This window comes from Variovorax sp. Root473 (assembly GCF_001426505.1).
Classification (GTDB): Bacteria; Pseudomonadota; Gammaproteobacteria; order Burkholderiales; family Burkholderiaceae_C; genus Variovorax.
The window spans coordinates 1817673-1839830 of the sequence record NZ_LMEV01000017.1 but is presented as its reverse complement, the minus strand read 5'-3'; the positions used below and the strand labels follow the sequence as shown (position 1 = coordinate 1839830).

The following is a 22158-nucleotide window of genomic DNA, read 5'->3' as shown; positions in this document are numbered from 1 at the left end:
CGCCAGCAACAATGAGTTGCCGACGATCCTAAACGAGCGGGTGGTGTCGCTTGCAATCACCCACGATCGGGTGATTGCCGTGTCAACGCTTGGGCTTGAGCGTGACGATGAGCGACGGGAAGATGCGCCCGTCCGTGTCGCGTGGCAGCTTGTCGGTCTTGCGCAGGCCGCGCTCGGCCGCTTCGTCCCAGGCCGGCAGGCCGCTGGACTTGGCGAGTTTGACGCCGACGATGGTGCCGTCGGGTGCCAGCCGCACTTCGAACTCGGCCTCTGGGTTGCCGTTCACGTTGTCGGCATCGGGGAAGGTGATGTTCGGGCGCACGGCGGCGGCAATGCGGCCGGCATAGCCGCTCGACGGTCCGGACGAGCGTTGGGCGTTGCCCTTCGCATCGTCGCTGCCGCTGGCGCCGGCCAGGCCCTGCATGCGCTTGAGCGTCGCGGCGCGGTCGGCGGCAGCCTGCTTGGCGGCAGCTTCAGCCTTCTTCGCTTCGGCCTGCTTGGCCTCGGCTTCCTGCTGCTTCTTCTGCTCGGCCAGTTTCTTCTGCTGCTCCTTCTTGCGCTCGGCTTCTTCCTCGGCGCGCTCCTTGGCCTCGAGCTCCTTCTTCTTTTGCTGCTGCACGCGCTGCTGCTCGAGCTCGCGCTCCTTCTGCGCCTTCTGTTCCTTGAGCTTCTTCTCGCGCTCCAGCGCGATGTCGGGCGCAGGGGCTGGCGCCGGTTCGGGCGGCTTGACGGCCGGGGGAGGCGGCGGAGGCGGCGCGGGTGCAGGCGGCGGCGGTGCGGGCACGGGTGCCGGCGGCTCCGGCACCGACAGGCGCGGGGCGGCCTGCATCACCGTGGTGGACCACAGCTCGGCATCGACCGCGCCGTCGTCGGCTTCGCTGCGCCAGCGCACGCCCCAGGTGAGGGCGGCGATCAGCAGCGCGTGTGCAATGAGCGCGAGCGCAACCGCGCGGGGCGTGCCGCGTTGCGGTGGCGGCGCGAACTCGGGGCGATCCAGGGCGAGCGACATGCCTTATTTGCCGCCCGTGGTCTTCACAGACAGGCCTACACGTTCGATGCCGCTGCTTTTCAGTTGCTCCATCGCTTTGACAACAGTCTTGTACTTCACCGATTCGTCGGCGCTGATAACAACTGGTCGCTGAGCGTCGCCACCTTGCGCGGCCTTGGCCGCCGAGCCGATCTGCGTCATGGGAATCGACGCGCCGCCGGTGCCGGTGGACGGGTCTTTCTTGATCTGCACTTCGTCGTCGCTCTTGATGACGATCTCGATGGGCTTGTCGGGCTGCTTGTTGGCGCGAGCTACCGTCGGCAGGTTGATCACGCTCGGCGTGATGAGCGGTGCCGTGACCATGAAGATGATCAGCAGCACCAGCATCACGTCGATGAACGGGACCATGTTGATCTCGTTGATCGTGCGGCGGCCGCGGCCCCGGGATGAAACGGCGGGCATGTCGTCGCGTCCTTTGTCTTGTGCGCGCCGCTCTTCAGCGGTTCGCGGCGGTGACCGAGGCGGCAGGCGTCACGGCGCCGGGGTTGGCCGAGAGGTTGCGCTGCAGGATGTTGGAGAACTCTTCGATGTAGGTCTCCAGGGCGATGGCGATCTTGTCGATCTCGCGCGCGAAGCGGTTGTAGCCGACCACGGCGGGAATGGCGGCGAACAGGCCGATGGCCGTGGCCACGAGTGCTTCGGCAATGCCGGGCGCCACGGTGGCCAGCGTCACCTGCGTGAGGGCGGCCAGGCCGGTGAAGGCATGCATGATCCCCCAGACCGTGCCGAACAGGCCCACGTACGGCGACACCGAGCCGACGGTGGCCAGGAACGACAGGTTCTGCTCGGCGGCATCCAGTTCGCGCTGGAAGCTCGCGCGCATCGCGCGGCGGGCACCGTCGAGCAACGTGGCCGCGTCGGTCACGTGGCGCTCGCGCAGCTTCTGGTACTCGCGCATGCCGGAAGCAAAGATGCGTTCCATGGGGCCGGCGAACTTGGCATTCTGCGCGGCCGAGGCGAACAGCTCGTTCAGGCTGGTGCCCGACCAGAACTCGCGCTCGAAGTCGTCGTTGAGCGCACGGATGCGCTTGAGGGCAAAGTACTTGCGGATGATGGCGGCCCAGCTGGCGACCGACACGATCACCAGCAGCAGCACGACCAGTTGCACCACGAAGCTGGCGTGGAGCAGGAGATTGATGATGGAGAGATCTTGGTTCATGGCTTGAAAGGTTGAATCATGGAGCCGCTGGAGTGCTCGAGGGTTCCCGAAACTTGGGCCGGAATGCGCGCAGGGCGCAAGGTGGCGGCGTCCACCCAGCCGATGCGGATCGTGCCTTCGCACAGCAAGACCGGTGCCGCGGCCCCGGTGCGTTCTTGCTCTGTTTTTGATAGCACGCGCTGACCGATTATCAACGACGCCGTGCCCAGTTGCCGCAGCTCGGCTGTAACCAGCAGTTCGTCGTCCAGCCGCGAGGGCCGATGGTATTTGAGCTGCGTTTCGCTCACCACGAACTGGCCGCCGGTGGCTTCCTTGAGCTTGCGCTGCTCGACGCCCAGGGAGCGCAGCCACTCGGTGCGACCGCGCTCCATGAACTTCAGGTAGTTGGCGTAGAACACGATGCCGCCCGCATCGGTGTCTTCCCAGTAGACGCGAATGGGAAACTCGAAAGTCACTTGCATGCCTCCGTGCTTCGCACTGCGGCGCGAGCTTGCTTGGGGCGGCCCGGCGCTACGCTCATTGCGCGATCATGACCCGCAGACGCTCGACCGCTTCCTGCAGGCGCGCCATCGAGCTGGCGGTGGAAAAACGCACGAACTTCGCGGTCTCGGCGGTGCCGAAATCGCGGCCCGGCGTCACGGCGAGGTGGGCGCGCTTCATGGTTTCGAAGGCGAAGTCCCAGCTGCCCGAGATGCCGAGCTTGTCGGCCACGCTGGTGCAGTCGGCCCAGGCGTAGAACGCGCCGTCGGGCACCACGGGCACGTTCAGTCCGAGCGCATTGAGCTGCGGAATGAACCAGTCGCGGCGCGCCTTGAACTCGGCGCGGCGGCGTTCGTACTCGGCGATGCTCTCGGCCTCGAAGCAGGCCAACGCGGCGTACTGCGACACCGTGCTCGCGCAGATGAAGAGGTTCTGCGCCAGGCGCTCGACCACCGGCACCAGCACTTCGGGCACCACCAGCCAGCCCAGACGCCAGCCGGTCATGTTGAAGTACTTGCTGAAGCTGTTGATGCTGATGACGTTGTCATCGATGGCCAGTGCCGTCTGCCCGAAGGCGTCGTCGTAAGACAGACCGAGGTAGATCTCGTCGATCAGCGTGATGCCACCGCGCTGCGACACCACCTCGTGGATGCGGCGCAGCTCGTCGGGCGCGATCGAGGTGCCGGTCGGGTTCGAGGGCGAGGCCAGCAGCACGCCGCGCGTCTTGTCGGTCCAGGCGGCCTCGACCTTGGCGGCGGTGAGCTGGAAGCGCTCCTCGGCCGTGGTCGGCACCAGCACGGCCTTGCCGTCTGCTGCGCTCACGAAGTGGCGGTTGCAGGGGTAGCTCGGGTCGGGCATCAGGATCTCGTCGCCCGATTCGATGAGCGCGAGGCAGGCCAGCTGCAGCGCGGCCGAGGCACCGGCCGTGACGACGATGCGGCGCGCCGGCACGTCGACGTTGAAGCGCTGCTTGTACCAGCCGCTGATGCGCTCGCGCAGGTGATCGAGGCCGGTGGCCTGCGTGTACTGCGTGGCGCCGGCGCGCACGGCGCGGGCGGCCGCTTCCTGCACCAGGGGCGGGGCGGTGAAGTCGGGCTCGCCGATGTTCAGGAAGATCATCGGACGGTCGGTGTGGGCCACTTCGCGGGCGAGCACACCAGCCGCCTTGGCGACCTCCATCACGTAAAACGGTTCGATGCGCTGCGCGCGCGTGGAAATTCTCATGACTCCCCCAGGCTCCGGCGCTGCGCGCCTTCGCCAACCCCCTCGCAAGCGAGGGGGCGGGCGCCTTCGGGCGGCCGGGCGGCGCCCCTCATGGGCGCGCCTTGCCGCTGGCCCGGTCGGCTTCCACTTCGAGCGGACGCAGCTGCGGCGCCAGGCCGTTGAGCACGGCGTTCACGTACTTGTGGCCGTCGGTGCCGCCGAATTCCTTGGCGAGTTCGATGCACTCGTTGAGCACCACGCGCCAGGGCACGTCGGGGCAGTTCTGGAACTCGTACACGCCGATCCACATCACGGCGTGCTCGATCGGCGAGATCTCCGCGAACTTGCGGTCCAGCAGCGGCAGGATCAGCGCGTCGAGCTGTTCGGCGCCGTTGATCGAGCCGTGCAGCAGCGCGTCGTAGTGCGCCGCGTCGGCCTTGTGGAAGCCCGCGAGGTCGCGCGTGAAGTGGTCGATGTCGGTCGGGTCGTTACGGCCCACCAGGTGCTGGTAGAGCGCCTGCAGCGCGAACTCGCGTGCGCGGCTGCGGTTCGACTTGGCCGCGGCCTTGCGTGCGCCCGTGCTGGTGAGGCCGGTGCGCGACTGGCGGGGCTTGGCGGACTTGGAGGTGTCTTCGGTCATGAAAGGGTGGCCAGCAGTTGTGCCATCTCGACCGCCACCTGGGCTGCGTCGCGGCCCTTGTCAGTCTGGCGGGCGACGGCCTGTTCGAGGTTTTCGGTCGTGAGGATCGCGTTGGCGATGGGCAGGCGGTAGTCGAGCGCGACACGGCTCACGCTCGCGCCCGATTCGTTGGCCACCAGTTCGAAGTGGTAGGTCTCGCCGCGGATGATGCAGCCCAGCGCCACGAGCGCGTGGTAGCCGCCGCGCTCGGCGAGCGCCTGCAGCGCCACGGGCACTTCGAGCGCGCCGGGCACCTGCACATGATGGATGTCGGAAGCGGCCACGCCGAGCGCTTCCAGCTCCGACAGGCAGGCGGCGGCCAGTGCGTCGGTGATGTCGGCGTTGAAGCGTGCCTGCACGATGCCGATGCGCAGGCCTTTGCCGTTGAGCGTGATCTCGCCCTTGTTGGAACCTTGCATGGTCGTTCAGTCTTTCGTGAGGTAACCGGCGATTTCGAGGCTGAAGCCGGCGGCCATGCTCGGCATGCGACGCGGCGCGCCGAGCAGGTTCATCTTGTGCACACCGCATTCGCGCAGGATCTGCGCGCCGATGCCGTAGTTGCGCAGGTCCATGCGGCCGCGCTCGGGCGCTTGCGCGGGGCGCGCGGTACCGTCGAACTGCGCGAGCAGCTCGCCCGCGGTTTCGCCGCAGTTCAGCAGCACGGCCACGCCCTTGCCTTCGTTCGCGATGTGCGAGAGGCTGGCGTCCAGGCTCCAGGAGTGCATCGGGCGGTTGACTTCGAGCGCGTCGAGCACCGACAGCGGCTCGTGCACGCGCACCGAGACGGTGTCTTCAGGCGCCCACTGGCCGCGCACCAGCGCCAGGTGCACGCCGCGGCTGGGCTTGTCGACGAAGGCGTGGGCCGTGAATGTGCCCCAGTTGGTCTGGATCTCGCGGCAGCCGACTTTTTCAACCAGCGATTCGACGCGGCTGCGGTGCTCGATGAGCGCGGCGATGGTGCCGATCTTGATGCCGTGTTCGGCCGCGAAGATCTGCAGGTCGGGCAGGCGCGCCATCGTGCCGTCTTCGTTCATCACTTCGCAGATCACCGAGGCGGGCGAGCAGCCGGCCATGGCGGCCAGGTCGCAGCCGGCTTCGGTGTGGCCGGCGCGCATGAGCACGCCGCCGTCCACCGCCTGCAGCGGGAAGATGTGGCCGGGCTGCACCAGGTCGGCGGCCACGGCGTTGCGCGCCACGGCGGCCTGCACCGTGCGCGCGCGGTCGGCGGCCGAGATGCCGGTGGTCACGCCTTCGGCGGCCTCGATGGAGACGGTGAAGGCGGTCGAATGCTTGGCGCCGTTGCGCTGGACCATCGGGGGCAGTTGCAGCCGCTCGCACATCTCGCGCGAGAGCGTCAGGCAGATCAGGCCGCGCGCGTGGCGGGCCATGAAGTTGATGGATTCGGCGGTGATGTGGTCGGCGGCGATGACGATGTCGCCTTCGTTCTCGCGGTCTTCCTCGTCCACGAGGATGACCATGCGGCCGGCGGCCAGCTCGGCCACGATGTCCTCGACCGGGGAGATCGGGGCGGGCGCACGGTCGGCGCGGGAGGCGCCGATCGGCGTGACGGAGGCGTTCATTCGGCGGTGTCCTTGGAATACGTGGAAGTCTGGGGAACCAGGACGCCGGCCTGGAGCATGCGCTCCACGTACCGCGCCACGGTGTCGATTTCGAGGTTGACCTTCGAGCCGGCTTTCAGGCCGCCGAGGGAGGTGTTGTCCACGGTGTGCGGGATCAGGTTGATGCTGACCTCGGCGCCCTCGGCGATGTCGCTCACGCTGTTGACCGTGAGGCTCACGCCGTTGATGGTGATCGAGCCCTTGTAGGCGAGGAAGCGCGCCAGCGCGGGCGGTGCGACCACGCGCAGCTCCCAGCTTTCGCCGACCGGCGCGAAGAAGCTGATGGTGCCGATGCCGTCCACGTGGCCCGAGACGATGTGCCCGCCGAGGCGATCGCTCGCGCGCAGGGCCTTTTCGAGGTTGATGCGGCTGCCTTCGTCGGTCAGGCCCGCCGTCTTGTCGAGGGACTCCGCGGAAATGTCGATGGTGAATTGCCGGCGCTCGGGAGCGAGCGTGGTGACCGTCATGCAGGCGCCGTTGAGCGCGATGCTGTCGCCGAGCCCGACGTCGTCGAGGTAGCCGTCGGGCACCTCGATGCTGAGTCGCTTGCCGAAGGAGGAGGAGGTGCCGAGGTCGTGGATGGCGGCGATGCGCCCCACGCCGGTGATGATTCCGGTGAACATTCGCACATTTTCGCAGACATCGAGGGGGCTTTTGCCCGAAGGGCCGGTTTGCGACTGCGAATGTGCCGCGCCGCGGTGGCTGCGGCTCAGAAGCGGTCGCGGCCGGCGACGCGCGCGACGATGCGCAGGTCGGGCCCGAGCATGTCCACCGACTTGAATTCGAGCGGCAACGCACCCGTCAGCGACGTGAGCGGGCCGTCGGCATGCAGGTGGCTGGCAATGTCGAGCCCGCTGCCGATCAGCTTGGGCGCCAGGTACACCAGCAGCTCGTCCACGCAGCCTTCGCGCAGCAGCGAGCCGTTGAGCTTGTGGCCCGATTCGACGTGCAGCTCGTTGACGCCGCGTGCCGCGAGGTCTTTGAGCATCGCGGGCAGGTCGACCTTGCCGTGCAGGTTGGGCAGGCAGGTGATGGTGGCGCCGCGGGCTTCGAGCGCGGCCGCCTTTTCTTCGTTGTGCCGGCTGGCTGCGTAGATCCAGACGGCGCGGCCAGCTATGAAAATGTGAGCGTCGGGCGAGGTCTGGAGGTGACTGTCGACCACCACGAGGTGGGGCTGGCGCGGCGTGTCGACCAGCCGCACGTCCAGGCGCGGGTTGTCTTCGAGCAGCGTGCCGACCCCGGTCAGCACCGCGCCGGTGCGGGCCCGCCAGGCATGGCCGTCGGTGCGCGCGACCTCGCCGGTGATCCACTGGCTCACGCCGTTGTGCAGGCCGGTGCGGCCGTCGAGCGAGGCGGCAATCTTCATCCGAACCCAGGGCTGCTGGCGGACCATGCGGCTGAAGAAGCCGATGTTGAGCTCGCGGGATTCGTCGGCGCCCGGTCCGACCTCGACCTCGGCGCCCGCCGCGCGCAGGCGCTCGAAGCCTTGTCCCGCCACGAGCGGGTTCGGGTCGGCGAGCGAGGCCACCACCCGGCGCACGCCGGCGGCGATGAGCGCGTCGCAGCAGGGGCCGGTGCGGCCGTGGTGCGAGCAGGGTTCGAGCGTGACGTAGGCGGTGGCGCCCGCGGTCGAATGGCCCTGGGCCTGCGCGTCGCGCAGCGCCATCACTTCGGCATGTGGGCCGCCGGCTTGTTGCGTGTGGCCCTGGCCGATCACGCGGCCGTCGGCGTCGCACAGCACGCAGCCGACGCGCGGATTCGGGTCGGTCAGGCGGATCGCCGATGCGGCCAGGCGCAAGGCGGTCGCGATGTGCGGCGCGTCGTGTTCGGGAGAAGGCATCAGATGTCGCGCAGCAGCTGCCGGAACTCGTCCACGTCCTCGAAGCTGCGGTACACCGAGGCAAAGCGCACGTAGGCGACCTTGTCGAGTTTCTTGAGTTCGCGCATCACGAGTTCGCCGACCTTCGTCGAATCGATTTCGCGCAGGCCGCTGGCCAAGAGCTTCTGTTCGATGCGCAGCAGGGCGTTGTCGATCTGCTCGATGCTCACGGGGCGCTTGCGCAGCGCCAGCATCATCGAGGCGCGCACCTTGGTCGAGTCGAAGTCGGCGCGGCTGCCATCCTTCTTGACCACGACGGGAAAATTGACGTCCGGGCGCTCATACGTGGTGAAGCGCTTGTCGCAGGCGCTGCACTGGCGGCGCCTGCGAACGAAGTCGGCGTCTTCCGAAACGCGGGTCTCGACGACCTGCGTTTCGAGATGACCGCAAAAAGGGCATTTCATGCGGCCAGTGCTTCTCTTCTTCTATTTACGAATTCAACGGTAGACAGGGAAGCGGCTCGTCAAGGCGTGGACCTTGGCGCGCACCGCGTCGATGTTCGCCGCGTCGCGCGGGTTCTCGAGCACGTCGGCCACCAGGTTCGCCGTGATGCGGGCCTCTTCGTCCTTGAAGCCGCGCGTGGTCATGGCGGGGGTGCCGATGCGCACGCCGCTGGTGACCATCGGCTTTTCCGGGTCGTTGGGGATCGCGTTCTTGTTGATCGTCATGTGGGCGGCGCCCAGCACGGCTTCGGCTTCCTTGCCGGTGATGCCCTTGGAACGCAGGTCGACCAGCATGACGTGGCTTTCGGTGCGTCCGCTCACGATGCGCAGGCCGCGCGAGGTGAGGGTGTCGGCCACGATCTGGGCGTTCTTGACCACCTGTTGCTGGTAGGCCTTGAACTCGGGCGTCAGGGCTTCCTTGAACGCGACGGCCTTGGCGGCGATCACGTGCATCAGCGGGCCGCCTTGCAGGCCGGGGAAGATGGCGCTGTTGATCGCCTTCTCGTGCTGCGACTTCATCAGGATGATGCCGCCGCGCGGGCCGCGCAGGCTCTTGTGCGTGGTCGAGGTCACGATGTCGGCGTGCGGCACCGGGTTGGGGTACACGCCCGCGGCCACGAGGCCGGCGTAGTGGGCGATGTCGACCATGAAGATCGCGCCGACGTCCTTGGCGACCTTGGCGAAGCGCTCGAAGTCGATGTGCAGCGAGTAGGCCGAGGCGCCCGCGATGATCAGCTTGGGCATGTGCTCATGCGCCTTGCGTTCCATCGCGTCGTAGTCGATGGCTTCGTTGGCGTCCAGGCCGTAGCTCACCACGTTGAACCACTTGCCGCTCATGTTGAGCGGCATGCCGTGGGTCAGGTGGCCGCCTTCGGCCAGGCTCATGCCCATGATGGTGTCGCCGGGCTTCAGGAAAGCGAGCATCACGGCTTCGTTGGCCGAGGCGCCGCAATGCGGCTGCACGTTGGCGGCGTCGGCGCCGAAGATCTGCTTGACGCGGTCGATGGCCAGTTGCTCTGCCACGTCGACGTGCTCGCAACCGCCGTAGTAGCGCTTGCCCGGATAGCCTTCGGCGTATTTATTGGTGAGCTGCGAGCCTTGGGCCTGCATGACGGCCGGCGAGGCGTAGTTCTCGCTGGCGATCAGTTCGATGTGGTGTTCCTGGCGCGCGTTTTCGGCTTGAATGGCGGCCCAGATTTCGGGATCGGTCTGTTCGACCAGGATGTTGCGTTGGTACATGGCAGTCCTTTGAAGACGAGGTCCTTGTTCAACCAAACAAGGGCTGCCCAGGCGAACGGCTGAACGCCTGTTGTGGCCAGGCGGCACGCTTCCCAGTGGTATTCCACGTCAGCGCGTGGCACCTTTTTCAGGGTGCTGCGCCTATCGCCAGTCGCGTACAGGCCGAGTGTAGCGCAGGCCCGGACGCATCCGGGCCTGTATACCCGGCAAGGCCTCAGGAAACCGCGGAGAGCAGCGCGACCTTGGCCGGCTCGCTGCCGGTGGCGGGCTCTTCGCCTGCAGGCTTGGCTGGTGCCACGACCGGAATCGGCTGTGCGCGCGCCGTGGTCGGCGGCGGTACGACCATCGTCGACGGCGCACGGCCGGCGGCGACCTGGCGCAGGCGCTCGTGCTCGGCCAGCACCTTGGCGGCATAGCCGCCGTCGTCGTCGAGGTTGGCGGCGCCCACGTAGTAGCGCAGGCCGCCTTCGAGCGAGCCGGCGCGGGCGATGCATTCCTGCAGCACCTTCACGCCGACGCGCATGTTGGTCACGGGGTCGAAGGCGGTGAGCGTGCCGCCCGCGCTCTCGTACTTGTCGCCGTGCACGCGGGTCATGACCTGCATCAGGCCCTGCGCGCCGACGTGGCTCTGCGCGAACGGGTTGAAGCTGGACTCGATGGCCATGATGGCCAGGATCAGCGTCGGGTCGAGCTTGGTGCGCTTGCCGATCTGGTAGGCCTCCGAGACCAGCACGCTCAGCGGCTCGGCCGCGACGCGGTACTTCTTGCTGAGCCAGTAGGCCACCGCCGCCTGCTGCTTGGGCAGTTCGTTGGGGCTCGCGGCCGTGGTCCGCTCGATGGCGGTTGGCTCCAGGTCGGTGGCTTCGGGCGCGGGCTTGCGCGACTCCAGCCAGCCCATCAGTTGTTCCTCGCCGGTTTTGCGCAGGTCGGGGCGCGCCACGAGGGCGAGGGCCGCGAACACGATGGCCAGGCCGACCAGTGCAAACCCGTTGTGGGTCATTTCAAAAAAGCCGTCTGCCACATCGGACACGAAAGTCCGTAGCCCGCGGGCTGTGGCATCAAACGCCTTGCTCATCGCTTTTTTTCCTTTCTGTGCGGCACCTGACATGCAGCGCCGGAAAGGGCGGTGGATGAAGGCAGCGGCGCTTGGATTGGTATGTACGAATCAGGCTCCGCGCATGGAGGGGTGGGGTAGGGAGCGCGGCGGCCTGATCACGCCGGTGGAATTCGGCAGCGGATTCAGGGAGGCCCTGCTGCGTCCGGCAGCGAGGGCAGGCGGATTCTAGCGTGGCTAAATACACGGTCAAGTATAAGGATTTGATTTCATATGTTAATAAGCGCTTGAGGAATCCCCGCGTCCGAGGGGCTGCCAAGGGGAGCGGGCCTACGGGAAATCCCTTGGAAAAAGGGATTTGCAAAGGAAGGGTGAGACGCCTAATCTGGACGGGCCTGAGGTTTCAGGCGTTTTTCCGAAGTCAGGCAGTCCGAGGTGCAAGTCAAGGACTCGAACGATGGAGGACTCCACGGCGGCAATCTCTTGCTGCCAGCACGGTGGGAACCATTACTTCCGGTCGTGCGAATCGATGGCATGGGCTTTGAGCCCGCCATCAAGCCCGGTGACAAGACTCCTCGTCGACTCACCGGGCTTTCTTGTTTGTGGCGTTCACACTTTCGGCCTACCAATCCTGTCGAGCGCCGCTTGCGCATCGCAATGCCTCGGCAAAAGGGGACGCATTCACGTTTCATCAGACTTTGTTCGCATCTGTTTGCGGCACACTTCTGCAGATGGATGCTGCTTCGATCAAACAGAACAAATGGGTGCGGCGTGGGGTTGTCGCGTTGCTGGTGTTGTTGGCCTTGTGGGTCATCGCCTGGCTGGCGGTCCCGCCCATCGCCAAGAGCCAGCTCCAGAAGATCGCAAGCGAAAAGCTGGGCCGGCAGGTCACGGTCGGCAAGATCGACTTCAAGCCCTGGACGCTCGAGCTCGCGCTGAATGACCTGCGCATCGCCACGGCCGACGGCAAGCAGCCGCAGGTGGCCATCAAGCGCATCTATGCCGACGCCGAATTGCAATCGCTGTTCCGCCTGGCGCCGGTGATCGATGCGGTGACGGTCGAGGCGCCCGCCGTGTTGCTCACGCACCAGGCCGACGGCAAGTACGACATCGACGACATCCTGGCCAAGCTGGCCTCGGGCCCGCCGCCGGACCCGAAGGCCGAGCCCGCGCGCTTCGCGATCTACAACATCTCGATCAGGGACGGCGCGGTCGACTTCGACGACCAGACCGTCAAGCGCCGGCACGAACTGCGCGGTTTCATGCTGAATGTGCCGTTCCTGAGCAATCTCGCCTCCCAGCGCGAGATCAAGACCGAGCCCAAGCTGGCCTTCGCGCTCAACGGCAGCCAGTTCGACTCGGCCGCCTTCACGACCCCGTTCGCCCAAAGCCGCAAGACCGACGCCCACGTGCAGTTCAAGGGGCTCGACCTCGTGCCGTACCTGGGCTACATCCCCGGCGGCCTGCCGGTGAAGCTGCAGGCCGGCAGCCTCGACGCCGACCTGAAGATCGATTTCCAGCAGGCCGGCACCATCGGCCTGAAGATCACCGGAACGGTCGAGGCCCATGGCGCCAAGCTGGGCGACGCCCGCGGACGCGACCTGCTGGCCTTCGACTCGCTCAAGCTGGCGCTGGCCGACGTGCGGCCGCTGGAGTCGGTGTTCCATTTGAGCGAGGTCGCGCTGGCCAAGCCGCAGCTGGTGGTGGCGCGCGATGCGGCCGGACAGCTCAACCTGATGGCCACGAACCCCGCGACCGGCGCGGCCGAAAAGGCGGCGCCGCTGCCCACACCGGCAGCCAGTGCCCCGGCCGGCAAGCCGGCCGCCGAGAAGCCCAAGCTCAAGGTGCAGGTCGACAAGATCGCGCTCGACGGCGGACGCATCGGCTGGCGCGACGAGACCGTCAAGCCCGCCGCGGCCATCGACCTCACCGACCTCGGCATCAATCTCACGGCCGTCACCTGGCCCATGGAAAAGCCCGCGCAGTTCGACGGCAGCACCGCCGTCGCAGGCGCCACGCTGAAGTTCAAGGGCAACGCCACCGACAAGGTCGCCGACGTGCAGACCGAGGTCGAGGCGCTGCCACTGTCGCTGGCCGCGCCGTACCTGGCGCAGAGCCTGGAGCCCACGCTCGACGGCAAGCTCAGCGGCCAGATCGACGTGTCGTGGGCGCAGCCCGATCTGAAATTCAAGGCGCGCCGCCTGGCCGCCGACGGCCTGGCGCTCACCCAGGCCAAGACCGCGCTGGCCAGCGTCGGCCGCTTCGAGTTGGTCGACGCCGAGGTCGACATGACCAGGCACACCTTGAACATCGCGTCGTTTACCGCGACCAATCCGAAGGTGAGCGTCGAGCGCGACAACGAGAAGCGCTGGATGTTCGAGCGCTGGCTCAAGACCCCTGCCGGCAACGCCAAGGCGGCGGCGCCCAAGCCGGCCGACGCCGGCGCGGCGCGCGCCAATGCCAACACCAAGCCCTGGGCCCTGACCCTGGGCACGCTGGCGGTGGACAACGGCAGCCTGTCGTATGCGGACAAGGCCGGCTCGGCGCCGGTGGCCATCGAGGTCACGGCCTTCAAGCTGCTGGCCCAGAAGATCGCGCCCGACACCAACACCGTCTCGCCGCTGCAGGTGTCGGGCCGCATTGGCGCGGGCCGCCGCGCGGACCCGGGGCGCTTCGACTACAAGGGCAACATCGTGCTCAAGCCGCTGGCGGCGGAGGGGCGGCTCGAGGTGGCGTCGTTCCCGGCGCATGCCTTCAAGGCCTATTACGCCGACGCGCTCAATGTGGACATCCGCCGCGCCTTCGCGAACTACCGCGGCACGGTGCGCTACGCGAGCGCGCCGGCCGGCATGAGCCTGAAGCTGGCCGGCGACACTGCGCTGGACGACTTCCGCGCCAACAGCGTCTCGCTGACCCAGTCGCCGGGCTTCGACCGTGGCAACAGCCAGCTGCTGAGCTGGAAGACGCTGAGCCTGCGCGGCCTGCAGGTCAGCCTGGCGCCCAACGCCGCCCCGACCGTCGATGTGCGCGAGACCACGCTGACCGATTTCTTCGCCCGCGTGATCGTCGACCCCACCGGCCGCCTGAACCTGCTGAGCCTGACCAAGAAGGGCGAGGAAGCCTCGAAGGCCGCCGCCGCCACCGCCGCCGAAGCCAGCACCAAAAAGGGCCCGGGTGGCACGACCACCACGACCCGCGCGCCGGTCGCCTCGGCGCCGCAGCGGGCTTCGGGCGGGGCGCCGGTGTCGGCCGAAGCCATGGTCGGCGGCGCGCCTGAAGCCGCACCGGCCGCATCCGCCCCCGTGGTGGCTGCCGCGCCCGCGGCCGACAGCGGCCCGGCGCCGGTCATCAACTTCGGGCCGATGAGCCTGGTCAACGGCAAGATCGATTTCACCGACCTGTTCGTCAAGCCCAACTACTCGGCCGACCTGAGCGAGCTGACCGGCAAGCTCAGTTCTTTCTCGTCGAACCCGCCGAACGGGCAGGGCGGCCGCCCGGCGCTGGCCGACCTCGAGCTGCGCGGCAAGGCGCAGCAGACCGCGGCGCTGGAAATCACCGGCAAGCTCAACCCGCTGGCCAAGCCGCTCGAACTCGACATCACAGCCAAGATGCGCGACCTCGACCTGGCGCCGCTGTCGCCGTATTCGGTGCGCTACGCGGGCCATGGCATCGAGCGCGGCAAGATGAGCATGGACGTCAACTACAAGATCGCGCCCGACGGCCAGCTCACCGCCACCAACAAGCTGGTGCTCAACCAGCTTCAGTTCGGCGACGAGGTGGCCGGCGCGCCCAACAGCCTGCCCGTGCGCCTGGCCGTGACCCTGCTGGCGGACCGCAACGGCGTGATCGATGTCGACCTGCCGCTGAGCGGCTCGCTCAACGACCCGCAGTTCAGCATCGGCCCGCTGGTCTGGAAGGCCGTGGTCAACCTGATCGTCAAGGCCGTGACCGCGCCATTCAGCCTGCTGACCGGCGGCCTGGGCGGTGGCGGCAGCGGCGACTCGAGCGCCATCACCTTCGAGCCCGGCAGCTCCACGCTCAGCAGCGGCGCCAAGGAAAGCCTGGACAAGGTCGTGAAGGCCTTGACCGAACGGCCGACACTGCAGATGACCGTGGTGGGCACCTCCAGCCTCGAGAAGGAGCGCGACGCCTACCAGCGCCAGCGCCTGCGCCAGCTGACCCAGGCCGAGAAGCGCCGCGTCGCCGTGCGCGGCGGACAGACCGGCACCGAGGTGGCGCCGGTGACCGATGCCGAATACCCGGCGCTGCTCACGGCTGTGTACAAGCGCTCCGACATCACCAAGCCGCGCAACATGGTTGGCCTGGCCAAGGACCTGCCGGTGAAGGAAATGGAAAACCTGCTGCTGGCCAGCGTGCCGGTCGACGAGGAATCGATGCGCCAGCTCGCGGTCGAGCGCGGCGCCGTGGTGCGCGACTACCTCCTGGCGCAGAAGCTGCCGAGCGAGCGCCTGTTCCTGGGGGCCGTGCGCACCACGGCCAGCGGTGCCGACTGGAAGCCCGGCGCCGAACTGAGCCTGACCATGAAATAGCCGGCGGGGCTTGGCGCTTTTCGCCTCGCCTTGCCATACATCCAGCGGGCGCTTTCCAGCTCGCCGAACGCTGCCCGCCGCAGTTCCGACACGGAATTCGGCGGGCCGTTCGCCAACTGGGTGAAAATGTCGATGTGCGCCGGCCTTTGCCGGCGCCTTCGCTTTCTCTACCAAGACAACGATTTCGCGCAGTGACCTCTACTTCTTCCAAGCCACACGACCTCCAGGCCCTCGATACGCTCACCGGTGGCGCTTTCACCGCGCCAACCTCGGGCGAGCGTTCCGCGCGCATCCGCGACTGGCTCGCAGGCCACCCCACGCCCGAGCAGATGCAAGAGGTCTTCAAGGAGTTGAGCGGTCGCGACAAGGGCGCGGCGCGCCTGCTGCGCGAAAAGCTCGACGAAATCAAACGCGCCAAGGGCCAGGAGGCCATCGCTGCCGAATGGGCGCAGAAGGCCCAGACGCTGCTGGCCCAGTCCAAGCTCAACATCGCCGACGCGCTGGCCTGGCAGCGTGATGCCGCCAAGGCCGGCGCGCCGCTGTCGCGCGAACCGCTGGCTGGCCTCAAGGCCCAGTTGGCCGAGCGCGTCAAGGGCATCGAAGACCTGCAGCACCGCGCGCAGGTCCACCGCGAAGCCGCCGTCTTGCTGGCACAGCGCTTTGAAGTGCTGTCCACCAAGGGCTGGAAAGACGCCCAGGCCGCGGAGGAGTCGCTGCGCGCCGACGTGACCCACTGGCAGCAGCAGGCTGCCGACATCGTGGCCGACGCCAACTGGAGCAGCCTCGACGCCAAGTTCGCCCCTCAGCTCGACGCGTCCAAGTCGCAGCTGCTCGTGGTGTCCGACTCGTTCCACGGCGCGCTGGCGCAGGCCGTTGCCGCCGCGGCCGATGCCGCTGCACCGTTGCCGCCCGTGCCCGTCTGGGCGGACGAACTGCGCGCCGCACGCGGCGAAGTGGTGGCCCCCAAGGCTGCTGCACCTGCACGTCCCGCCGCACCCAAGGTCGACCCGGCCGTGCGCGCTGCGGCGCAAGACGCCGTGCAGGCAGCCCTTGCCAAGCTTGAACAGGAAACCGCCGAAGGCCACGGCAAGGCCAGCGCCGGCGCCGCCGCTGCGCTGCGCGCCGTGCTCAAGGAGCATGGCAAGCTGGTCGACGCACCGCTCGAAGCCCGCGTGCATGCCGCCTTGGTCGCCGCCGGCGAACTCGAAGGCTGGCAGCGCTGGAGCGCCGACAAGGTCCGCGAAGACCTCGTCGCCAAGGCCGAAGGCCTGCTCAAGCGCCCCGAAGGCCAGGCCCTCGGCGGCCGCAAGATGCAGGAAACCCTGCGCACCCTGCGCGACCAGTGGAAGCAGGCCGACCAGGGCGGCCTACCGAACCACGCGCTCTGGAAGCGTTTCGACGAAGCCTGCAACGAAGCCCACAAGGTCGTCGAGGCGTGGCTCGAGAAGGTGCGCGCCGATGCCGCCGAGCACCGCGGCCTGCGCGTTGCACTGATCGAAGAGGTCAAGGCCTGGGCCGCCGCCCATGCGGATGCCACCGACCTGAAGGCGCACAACCGCGCGCTGCACCAGTTCGCCGACCGCTGGCGCGATGCCGGCCACGTGGGCGAAAAGGTCTTCGCCGAGTTGCAGCCGCTGTGGAATGAAGCGTTCGGTGCCGCGCGTGCGCCGTTCGAGGCCGCGCAGAAAGCCAGTGTCGAGCGCCGCCAGGCCATGATCGCCGAGGCCACCGAGCTCGGCGCCCAACCGATGCTGCGCATCGACGCCGTCAAGGCGCTGCAGCAGCGCTGGCAGGCCGAGGCGCAGAGCGTGCCGCTCGATCGCCGCCACGAACAGAAGCTGTGGGACGCGTTCCGCGCGCCCATCGACGAAGCCTTCAACCGCAAGACGGTCGAGCGCGAAAAGGCATCGGCCGCCATGAGCGAGCACGACCGCTACGTGCTCGACGCATCCAAGGCGCTCGACGCGGCCAATGCCAGCGGCGACGCGCAGAAAATCCGCGCCGCCATCGCCGGCCTCGAGGCCGCATTGCGCGGTGAAGCGCCCGCGCGGGCACCTGCGCCCGCACCGGCTCCGGTCGCCACGAGCGACGGTCCCTCGGTCGGCGCGACCGGCGTCGAGGCCCCGGGCCAGGCCGCTGCCGAGTTCGGCGAAAGCGCCGAGCAGACGCCGGGTTCCAGCGATGCCGAAGCCACGCCGTCCGCACCCGCGGCGGCAACTGCCGACGCGCCCGATCTGGTAGCGCCCGCAGACGGCGCCGATGCTTCGGCCCGCAGCGACAGCGCCGCGCACGAAGCCGGTGAAGCCGCCAACGTCGACAGCCCGGCGCCCGCACCGGCCGCGCCGCCGAAGCCTGCACCCAAGCCTGTGGTGGCCATGCGTGGCGACGATCGGCCCAGCAGCAAGAAGGCCGAAGCCGCACCCGCCGCGCGCGGCACGGGCCGTTTCGGTGACCGCCGCGACGGCGGCCGTCCCGGTGCTGGCGCCCCGGGTCGTCCGAACGACCGTGGCGGCCCGCGCCCCGATGCCCGCGGTGGCGATCGCGGTGCGCCCGGCGGTGGTGGCCGTTTCGGCGACCGTCCGCCGCGCGAAGACCGCGGTCCGCGTCTGGGCGATGCCGCCTTCCGCGCCCAGCGCGAAGCGCTCGAGCGCGCCGACTTTGCACTGCGCAAGCTGGCCGCGCAGGCCCACGGCGAAGCGCTCACGCAGGTGCTCGGCGCCTGGGAGCAACGCGACGCCACCCGTCTGCCGAGCGTGCAGGAACTGGGTCGTGCCGTGACGCCGGCCGTGCGCACCCAGTGGTCGCAAGCCGTGGGCGCCGCACCGACGGCCGCCGCCAGCGATGCCGCCGAAGCGCTGCTGCGCCTGGAGATGGCCGCCGAAGTGCCGACGCCCGCCGAGCAGCTCGACGCACGCCGCGCGCTGCAGCTCAAGCTGCTGACGAAGCGCGGCGACCCGACGCCGGCCCAGACCTGGGGCCAGGACGCCGGCAAGGTGCTGGCTGCTGCGCACGACGCCGCCACCGCGCGCCGCCTGCAGAACGCGCTGAAGGCGCTGCTGCGCAAGTAAGACGGGGCATCGCGGCGGTACCGTCGCATGCATGAAAAAAGGCGCCTCACCGAGGCGCCTTTTCTTTGCCTGAATCGCGTCGGTTCAAGACTTCGACGGAAGAAAGAAGGCGTCGAACAGCGCCACGACCTGCGGAAAATCGCGCGTGAAGTTCGGCCGGTTCACGAAGTAGGCCTCGCAGGCCACCGCGAAGAACTCGCTGATCGAGGTCGCGCCGTAGTCGTCGAGCCAGGGCGGCTCGGCGCCGAAGCGCTCGGCGAGGATGGTCTTCTCGCGAAAGTCGTCGTAGGCCGGCTGCAGCACGGCCATCCAGGCCGCACGCGCCTCGCGCGCGCTGCGCCGACCCATGAAGCCGGCCGGCAGCGGCGGACAGCCGTCGGCGATGCCGCTGCGCATGTCGATCTTGTGGGCGAATTCGTGGATCACGACGTTGTAGCCGCCCTCGCTGGTGACGCTGCTCGCGAGCACGTCCTGCCAACTCAGCATGACAGGGCCCTGGTCCATCGCCTCGCCGGCGACGACCTCTTCGTACTCGTGCACGACCAGCGCGTCATCGACGACCTTGCGCGGCGCCACCACTTCGGACGGATGCACCACGATGCCGACGAAATCGTCGTACCAGTCGAGCCCGTTTTTCAGATGCAGCACCGGCAGCACGGCCTGGGCCGCGATGGCCAGCGCCACCTCGTCGGTGATGACGAAGCCCTGCGTGCCGTGGAATTCCTTGTCACGCAGGAACTCGGCCGCGAGCGTGCGCAGCCGTTGTTGTTCCGCAGGCGGCAACTCGCCCAGGAAGGCGTAGCGCGTGAGCGTGGCGCGCCAGGCGGCATCGGGAATGGGGGGCAGGGCGCGCAGCCGGCGCAGCCACTTGAACATCGGCGGTCGGTGCAACTAGCGCAAGTCGACGCGCTGCGCGCCGGCGGCCGACAGGCACAGCAGTTGCGCACGCGGCGGGTGGGCCGCGACATCCCAGTCGCTCAGCACGATGCGACGCAGGCCGTGGCCCAGGTCGTGCACGGCGGGGCGGTGGGTGTGGCCGTGGATCAGCGCGCTGGCGCCCGCGTGTTGGAGCCATGCGCGGGCGGCATCGGCGTCGACGTCGGCCCAGAGGGTCGACGGATCGCGCTTGCGGTCTTCGCTTTGCGTGCGAATGGCGCGGGCGAGCGCGCGTCGTTCTTCGAGCGGGCGCGCGAGGAACGCGGCCTGCCATTCAGGCGTGCGTACCTGCGCGCGGAACTGGAGGTACTCGGTGTCTTCGAGGCAGAGCGCGTCGCCATGGCTCAGCAGCCAGCGTTCGCCGTGCAGCACCAGCACCGTGGGGTCGTCGAGCAGCGTCAGGCCGCATTGCGCGGCAAAGGCCTTGCCGACGAGGAAGTCGCGGTTGCCGTGCATGAAGAACACCGGCAGGCGCTGCGCCGTGCGCTGCAGCAACTCGACGCATTGCGCCTCGAAGCCGGGCTGGTCGGCCGCATCGTCGCCCACCCACACCTCGAACAGGTCGCCGAGGATCACCAGTGCATCGGCCGGTGTGGTCTGCAGGTAGCCCTGCCAGGCCTCGAAGGTGGCCAGTTCGCTGGCCTGCAGGTGCAGGTCGGAGATCAGGTCGACGGTGCGCCACGGGGGCGGCGCCACCAGCTCGGAGAAAGCCGGGTTCGCCACCGGGGTCATGCCGCTGCGCCGTGCCTGAAATGCGGCGGCTGCCGCCGGGCCGCCCCAAGGCGAGCCGCGCCTCCCCCCTGGGGGGTGGCGAAGCACACGAAGTGGCAAGCCGGGGGGCTCATTTACTCGGCCGTGACGACTGCCTTTTCGATCACGACGTCTTCGAGCGGCACGTCGTCATGGAAGCCCTTGCGGCCCGTCTTCACGGCCTTGATCTTGTCGACGACATCGGTGCCGCCCGTGACCTTGCCGAACACTGCGTAGCCCCAGCCCTGGGCCGAAGGTGCCGTGTGGTTCAGGAAGCCGTTGTCGGCCACGTTGATGAAGAACTGGGCGGTGGCCGAGTGCGGTGCGCTGGTGCGGGCCATCGCCACGGTGTAGTTGGCGTTCTTGAGGCCGTTGTTGGCTTCGTTCTCGATTTCGGCACCAGTGGGCTTTTGCTTCATGCCGGGCTCGAAACCGCCGCCTTGCACCATGAAGCCGGGGATCACGCGGTGGAACACCGTGTTGTCGTAGTGGCCCTTCTTCACGTACTCGATGAAGTTGGCGGCCGACTTCGGTGCCTTCTCGGCGTCGAGTTCGAGCGTGATGACGCCGTAGTTCTTGATGTGCAGTTCGACTTGGGGATTGCTCATGAGATAGCTCCTTCTTCGGAAATTTACTTCGCCAGCGTGGCGGACTTGATGGTGAGGGTTTCGAGCGGCACGTTCTGCATGCCGCCCTTGTTGCCGGTCTGTACGGCGCGGATCTTGTCGACCACATCGGTGCCGGCGACGACCTTGCCGAACACGGTGTAGCCGTAGCCGTCGGGGTTGGGTGCGTTGAGCGAGTCGTTGTTCTTCACGTTGATGAAGAACTGCGAGGTGGCCGAGTTCGGGTTGCCGGTGCGGGCCATCGCGATGGTGTACTTGTCGTTCTTCAGGCCGTTGTTGGCCTCGAGCGGGATCGGCGGGCGCGTGGGCTTTTGCTGCAGGTCGGCGGTGAAGCCGCCACCCTGGATCATGAAGCCGTCGATGACGCGGTGGAACACCGTGCCGTCATAGTGCTTGTCCTTGACGTACTGCAAAAAGTTTTCGACCGTCTTGGGGGCCTTGGCCGCATCGAGCTCGACCACGATGTCGCCCGCCGAAGTGGCGAGCTTGACGCGTGGTGCAGCCTGCTGGGCGTGCGCGCCGGTGGCAGCGCCGAAGGCCAGGGCAGCAGCCAGGGCAAGAGCGCCGCGGCGGCTGAAGCGGGAAAGTGCAGAGGTCGTCAAATGAGGCTCCGAGTGCGGGTGGAGGGGAGGGCGATGAGCCTGCGGTGACGCAGGGTGGGAGGCAACTGTGTGCGCACCGCCGGATTGCAAGAGGCTGGCTGCGGGCTGTTACTTGGTCGAACGGCCCACGGGCTTGCGCACTTCAGGCGGCGCCGCCGGCAGCACCGCCGCCTCGGCCGCAGCCTTGGGCGTGAAGATCTGGCGGATCAGCGCGAGCTTGGGCGCCACGCTTGCATTGGTGGTGGCGAACTGTTGGGCGCGCATGTATTCCTGGGCCGCCAGGCGTGCGTACACGTCGCCGAGGTTTTCGTGCGCGGTGGCGTAGTTGGGACTGAGCTTGAGCGCGTTCTCGAGCGCGGCACGGGCCTGGTCGAACTTGCTCTGCGATGCGTACAGCGCCGCGAGGTTGTTGTAGGGCTCGGGCAGTTCCGGGAAGTCCTGCGTGAGCTGGGTGAACGCGGTGATCGCCTCGGTGGTCTTGTTCTGCTCGGTGAGGATCACGCCGCGCAGGAAGCGCATCTGCGGGTCGCGCGGCTTGCCGGCGATGTAGGTGTCGGCCTTGGCCAGCGCCTCGGCGGCCTTTCCCTGGCGCAGCAGGAGGTTGACGTCGTCGTAGTCGTTGGCGTGCGCGGCGAAGCCCCACAGACCGAACAGCAGTGCAAAGGCGATGGGGAGTCTGGAGAACGCGGCGTGCTTCATGAAGCCTCGGCAGGATTGGGGGAGAGCGGGCCTGGAGAACACCCGGATGCTGCGCGGCGGCAGCCGTTTATACTGCGTCGCATTGTAGCCGAGGGGCCACGTCGAACCCCTCGTAGCCACACCC

21 protein-coding genes and 1 riboswitch are annotated in these 22158 nt (G+C 68.1%); of the genes, 3 read left to right on the top strand and 18 right to left on the bottom strand.

The genetic code is table 11. The features are described 5' to 3' along the window. Window positions 1-82 precede the first annotated feature (82 nt). The 13 genes from tolA to ASD34_RS21960 all read right to left on the bottom strand — a co-directional run bounded on the left by tolA (window position 83) and on the right by ASD34_RS21960 (window position 10824). Window positions 83-1009 carry a cell envelope integrity protein TolA gene (gene tolA, locus ASD34_RS22020; RefSeq protein ID WP_056582077.1) on the bottom strand — a complete coding sequence of 309 codons (927 nt, stop codon included), beginning with the start codon at window positions 1007-1009 and terminating at the stop codon, window positions 83-85. 3 nt (window positions 1010-1012) lie between these two features. Then, window positions 1013-1450 carry an ExbD/TolR family protein gene (locus ASD34_RS22015; protein ID WP_056582075.1) on the bottom strand — a complete coding sequence of 146 codons (438 nt, stop codon included), beginning with the start codon at window positions 1448-1450 and terminating at the stop codon, window positions 1013-1015. 34 nt (window positions 1451-1484) lie between these two features. Next, on the bottom strand, window positions 1485-2207 hold the full coding sequence (gene tolQ, locus ASD34_RS22010; protein WP_056582073.1) for a protein TolQ: 723 nt from the start codon (window positions 2205-2207) through the stop codon (window positions 1485-1487). Further along, window positions 2204-2662 (bottom strand): tol-pal system-associated acyl-CoA thioesterase, encoded by a 459-nt coding sequence (ybgC, locus tag ASD34_RS22005; protein ID WP_056582625.1) that lies wholly within the window; start codon window positions 2660-2662, stop codon window positions 2204-2206. Before ybgC ends, tolQ begins: the two co-directional genes overlap by 4 nt. 61 nt (window positions 2663-2723) lie before the next feature. Then, window positions 2724-3911: a pyridoxal phosphate-dependent aminotransferase gene (locus ASD34_RS22000; protein ID WP_056582071.1), complete on the bottom strand. Its 1188-nt coding sequence runs from the start codon at window positions 3909-3911 to the stop codon at window positions 2724-2726. A gap of 88 nt (window positions 3912-3999) precedes the next feature. Then, a complete protein-coding gene (nusB, locus tag ASD34_RS21995; protein ID WP_056582069.1) occupies window positions 4000-4530 on the bottom strand; it encodes a transcription antitermination factor NusB in 531 nt (176 codons plus the stop codon). Next, window positions 4527-4988 carry a 6,7-dimethyl-8-ribityllumazine synthase gene (ribH, locus tag ASD34_RS21990; RefSeq protein WP_056582067.1) on the bottom strand — a complete coding sequence of 154 codons (462 nt, stop codon included), beginning with the start codon at window positions 4986-4988 and terminating at the stop codon, window positions 4527-4529. The genes nusB and ribH overlap by 4 nt, the downstream gene beginning before the upstream one ends. Before the next feature lie 6 nt (window positions 4989-4994). Continuing rightward, window positions 4995-6149, bottom strand: a complete 1155-nt coding sequence (ribBA, locus tag ASD34_RS21985) for a bifunctional 3,4-dihydroxy-2-butanone-4-phosphate synthase/GTP cyclohydrolase II (protein WP_056582065.1) — start codon at window positions 6147-6149, stop codon at window positions 4995-4997. Further along, window positions 6146-6811 carry a riboflavin synthase gene (locus tag ASD34_RS21980; RefSeq protein WP_056582063.1) on the bottom strand — a complete coding sequence of 222 codons (666 nt, stop codon included), beginning with the start codon at window positions 6809-6811 and terminating at the stop codon, window positions 6146-6148. The genes ribBA and ASD34_RS21980 overlap by 4 nt, the downstream gene beginning before the upstream one ends. A gap of 86 nt (window positions 6812-6897) precedes the next feature. Beyond that, window positions 6898-8028 carry a bifunctional diaminohydroxyphosphoribosylaminopyrimidine deaminase/5-amino-6-(5-phosphoribosylamino)uracil reductase RibD gene (ribD, locus tag ASD34_RS21975; RefSeq protein WP_056582060.1) on the bottom strand — a complete coding sequence of 377 codons (1131 nt, stop codon included), beginning with the start codon at window positions 8026-8028 and terminating at the stop codon, window positions 6898-6900. Then, window positions 8028-8471 carry a transcriptional regulator NrdR gene (nrdR, locus tag ASD34_RS21970; RefSeq protein WP_007836918.1) on the bottom strand — a complete coding sequence of 148 codons (444 nt, stop codon included), beginning with the start codon at window positions 8469-8471 and terminating at the stop codon, window positions 8028-8030. Before nrdR ends, ribD begins: the two co-directional genes overlap by 1 nt. A 33-nt stretch (window positions 8472-8504) precedes the next feature. Then, complete coding sequence (glyA, locus tag ASD34_RS21965) at window positions 8505-9749, bottom strand: serine hydroxymethyltransferase (protein WP_056582058.1); 1245 nt, start codon at window positions 9747-9749, stop codon at window positions 8505-8507. Between the two features lie 38 nt (window positions 9750-9787). Then, window positions 9788-9914, bottom strand: a riboswitch (ZMP/ZTP riboswitch). Window positions 9915-9963: 49 nt separating this feature from the next. Continuing rightward, window positions 9964-10824 (bottom strand): lytic transglycosylase domain-containing protein, encoded by an 861-nt coding sequence (locus ASD34_RS21960; RefSeq protein WP_056582055.1) that lies wholly within the window; start codon window positions 10822-10824, stop codon window positions 9964-9966. A 710-nt stretch (window positions 10825-11534) separates the two neighbouring features. Between ASD34_RS21960 and ASD34_RS21955 the strand changes: the two genes are divergently transcribed. From ASD34_RS21955 to ASD34_RS21950, 3 genes are read left to right on the top strand one after another with little or no spacing between them, the layout of a single operon-like run. Further along, the gene (locus ASD34_RS21955; protein ID WP_056582053.1) at window positions 11535-15353 is read left to right on the top strand and encodes a DUF748 domain-containing protein; all 3819 of its coding nucleotides are present in this window, start codon (window positions 11535-11537) and stop codon (window positions 15351-15353) included. Window positions 15354-15383: 30 nt separating this feature from the next. Beyond that, on the top strand, window positions 15384-15548 hold the full coding sequence (locus ASD34_RS27670; protein ID WP_157609730.1) for a hypothetical protein: 165 nt from the start codon (window positions 15384-15386) through the stop codon (window positions 15546-15548). Further along, window positions 15545-18421: a DUF349 domain-containing protein gene (locus ASD34_RS21950; RefSeq protein ID WP_056582051.1), complete on the top strand. Its 2877-nt coding sequence runs from the start codon at window positions 15545-15547 to the stop codon at window positions 18419-18421. Before ASD34_RS27670 ends, ASD34_RS21950 begins: the two co-directional genes overlap by 4 nt. 84 nt (window positions 18422-18505) lie before the next feature. Here ASD34_RS21950 and ASD34_RS21945 read toward each other — a convergent pair whose 3' ends face one another. The 5 genes from ASD34_RS21945 to ASD34_RS21925 form a co-directional block, all read right to left on the bottom strand. Continuing rightward, window positions 18506-19297 carry a zinc-dependent peptidase gene (locus ASD34_RS21945; RefSeq protein WP_056582049.1) on the bottom strand — a complete coding sequence of 264 codons (792 nt, stop codon included), beginning with the start codon at window positions 19295-19297 and terminating at the stop codon, window positions 18506-18508. A gap of 15 nt (window positions 19298-19312) precedes the next feature. Further along, entirely contained in the window at window positions 19313-20089 is a 777-nt protein-coding gene (locus tag ASD34_RS21940; RefSeq protein WP_056582047.1) for a UDP-2,3-diacylglucosamine diphosphatase, read from the bottom strand. Window positions 20090-20202: 113 nt separating this feature from the next. After that, the gene (locus ASD34_RS21935; protein ID WP_056582045.1) at window positions 20203-20715 is read right to left on the bottom strand and encodes a peptidylprolyl isomerase; all 513 of its coding nucleotides are present in this window, start codon (window positions 20713-20715) and stop codon (window positions 20203-20205) included. 23 nt (window positions 20716-20738) lie between these two features. Next, on the bottom strand, window positions 20739-21335 hold the full coding sequence (locus tag ASD34_RS21930) for a peptidylprolyl isomerase (protein WP_082548905.1): 597 nt from the start codon (window positions 21333-21335) through the stop codon (window positions 20739-20741). A 108-nt stretch (window positions 21336-21443) separates the two neighbouring features. Continuing rightward, window positions 21444-22034, bottom strand: a complete 591-nt coding sequence (locus ASD34_RS21925; RefSeq protein ID WP_056582042.1) for a tetratricopeptide repeat protein — start codon at window positions 22032-22034, stop codon at window positions 21444-21446. Between the last annotated feature and the right edge of the window lie 124 nt (window positions 22035-22158).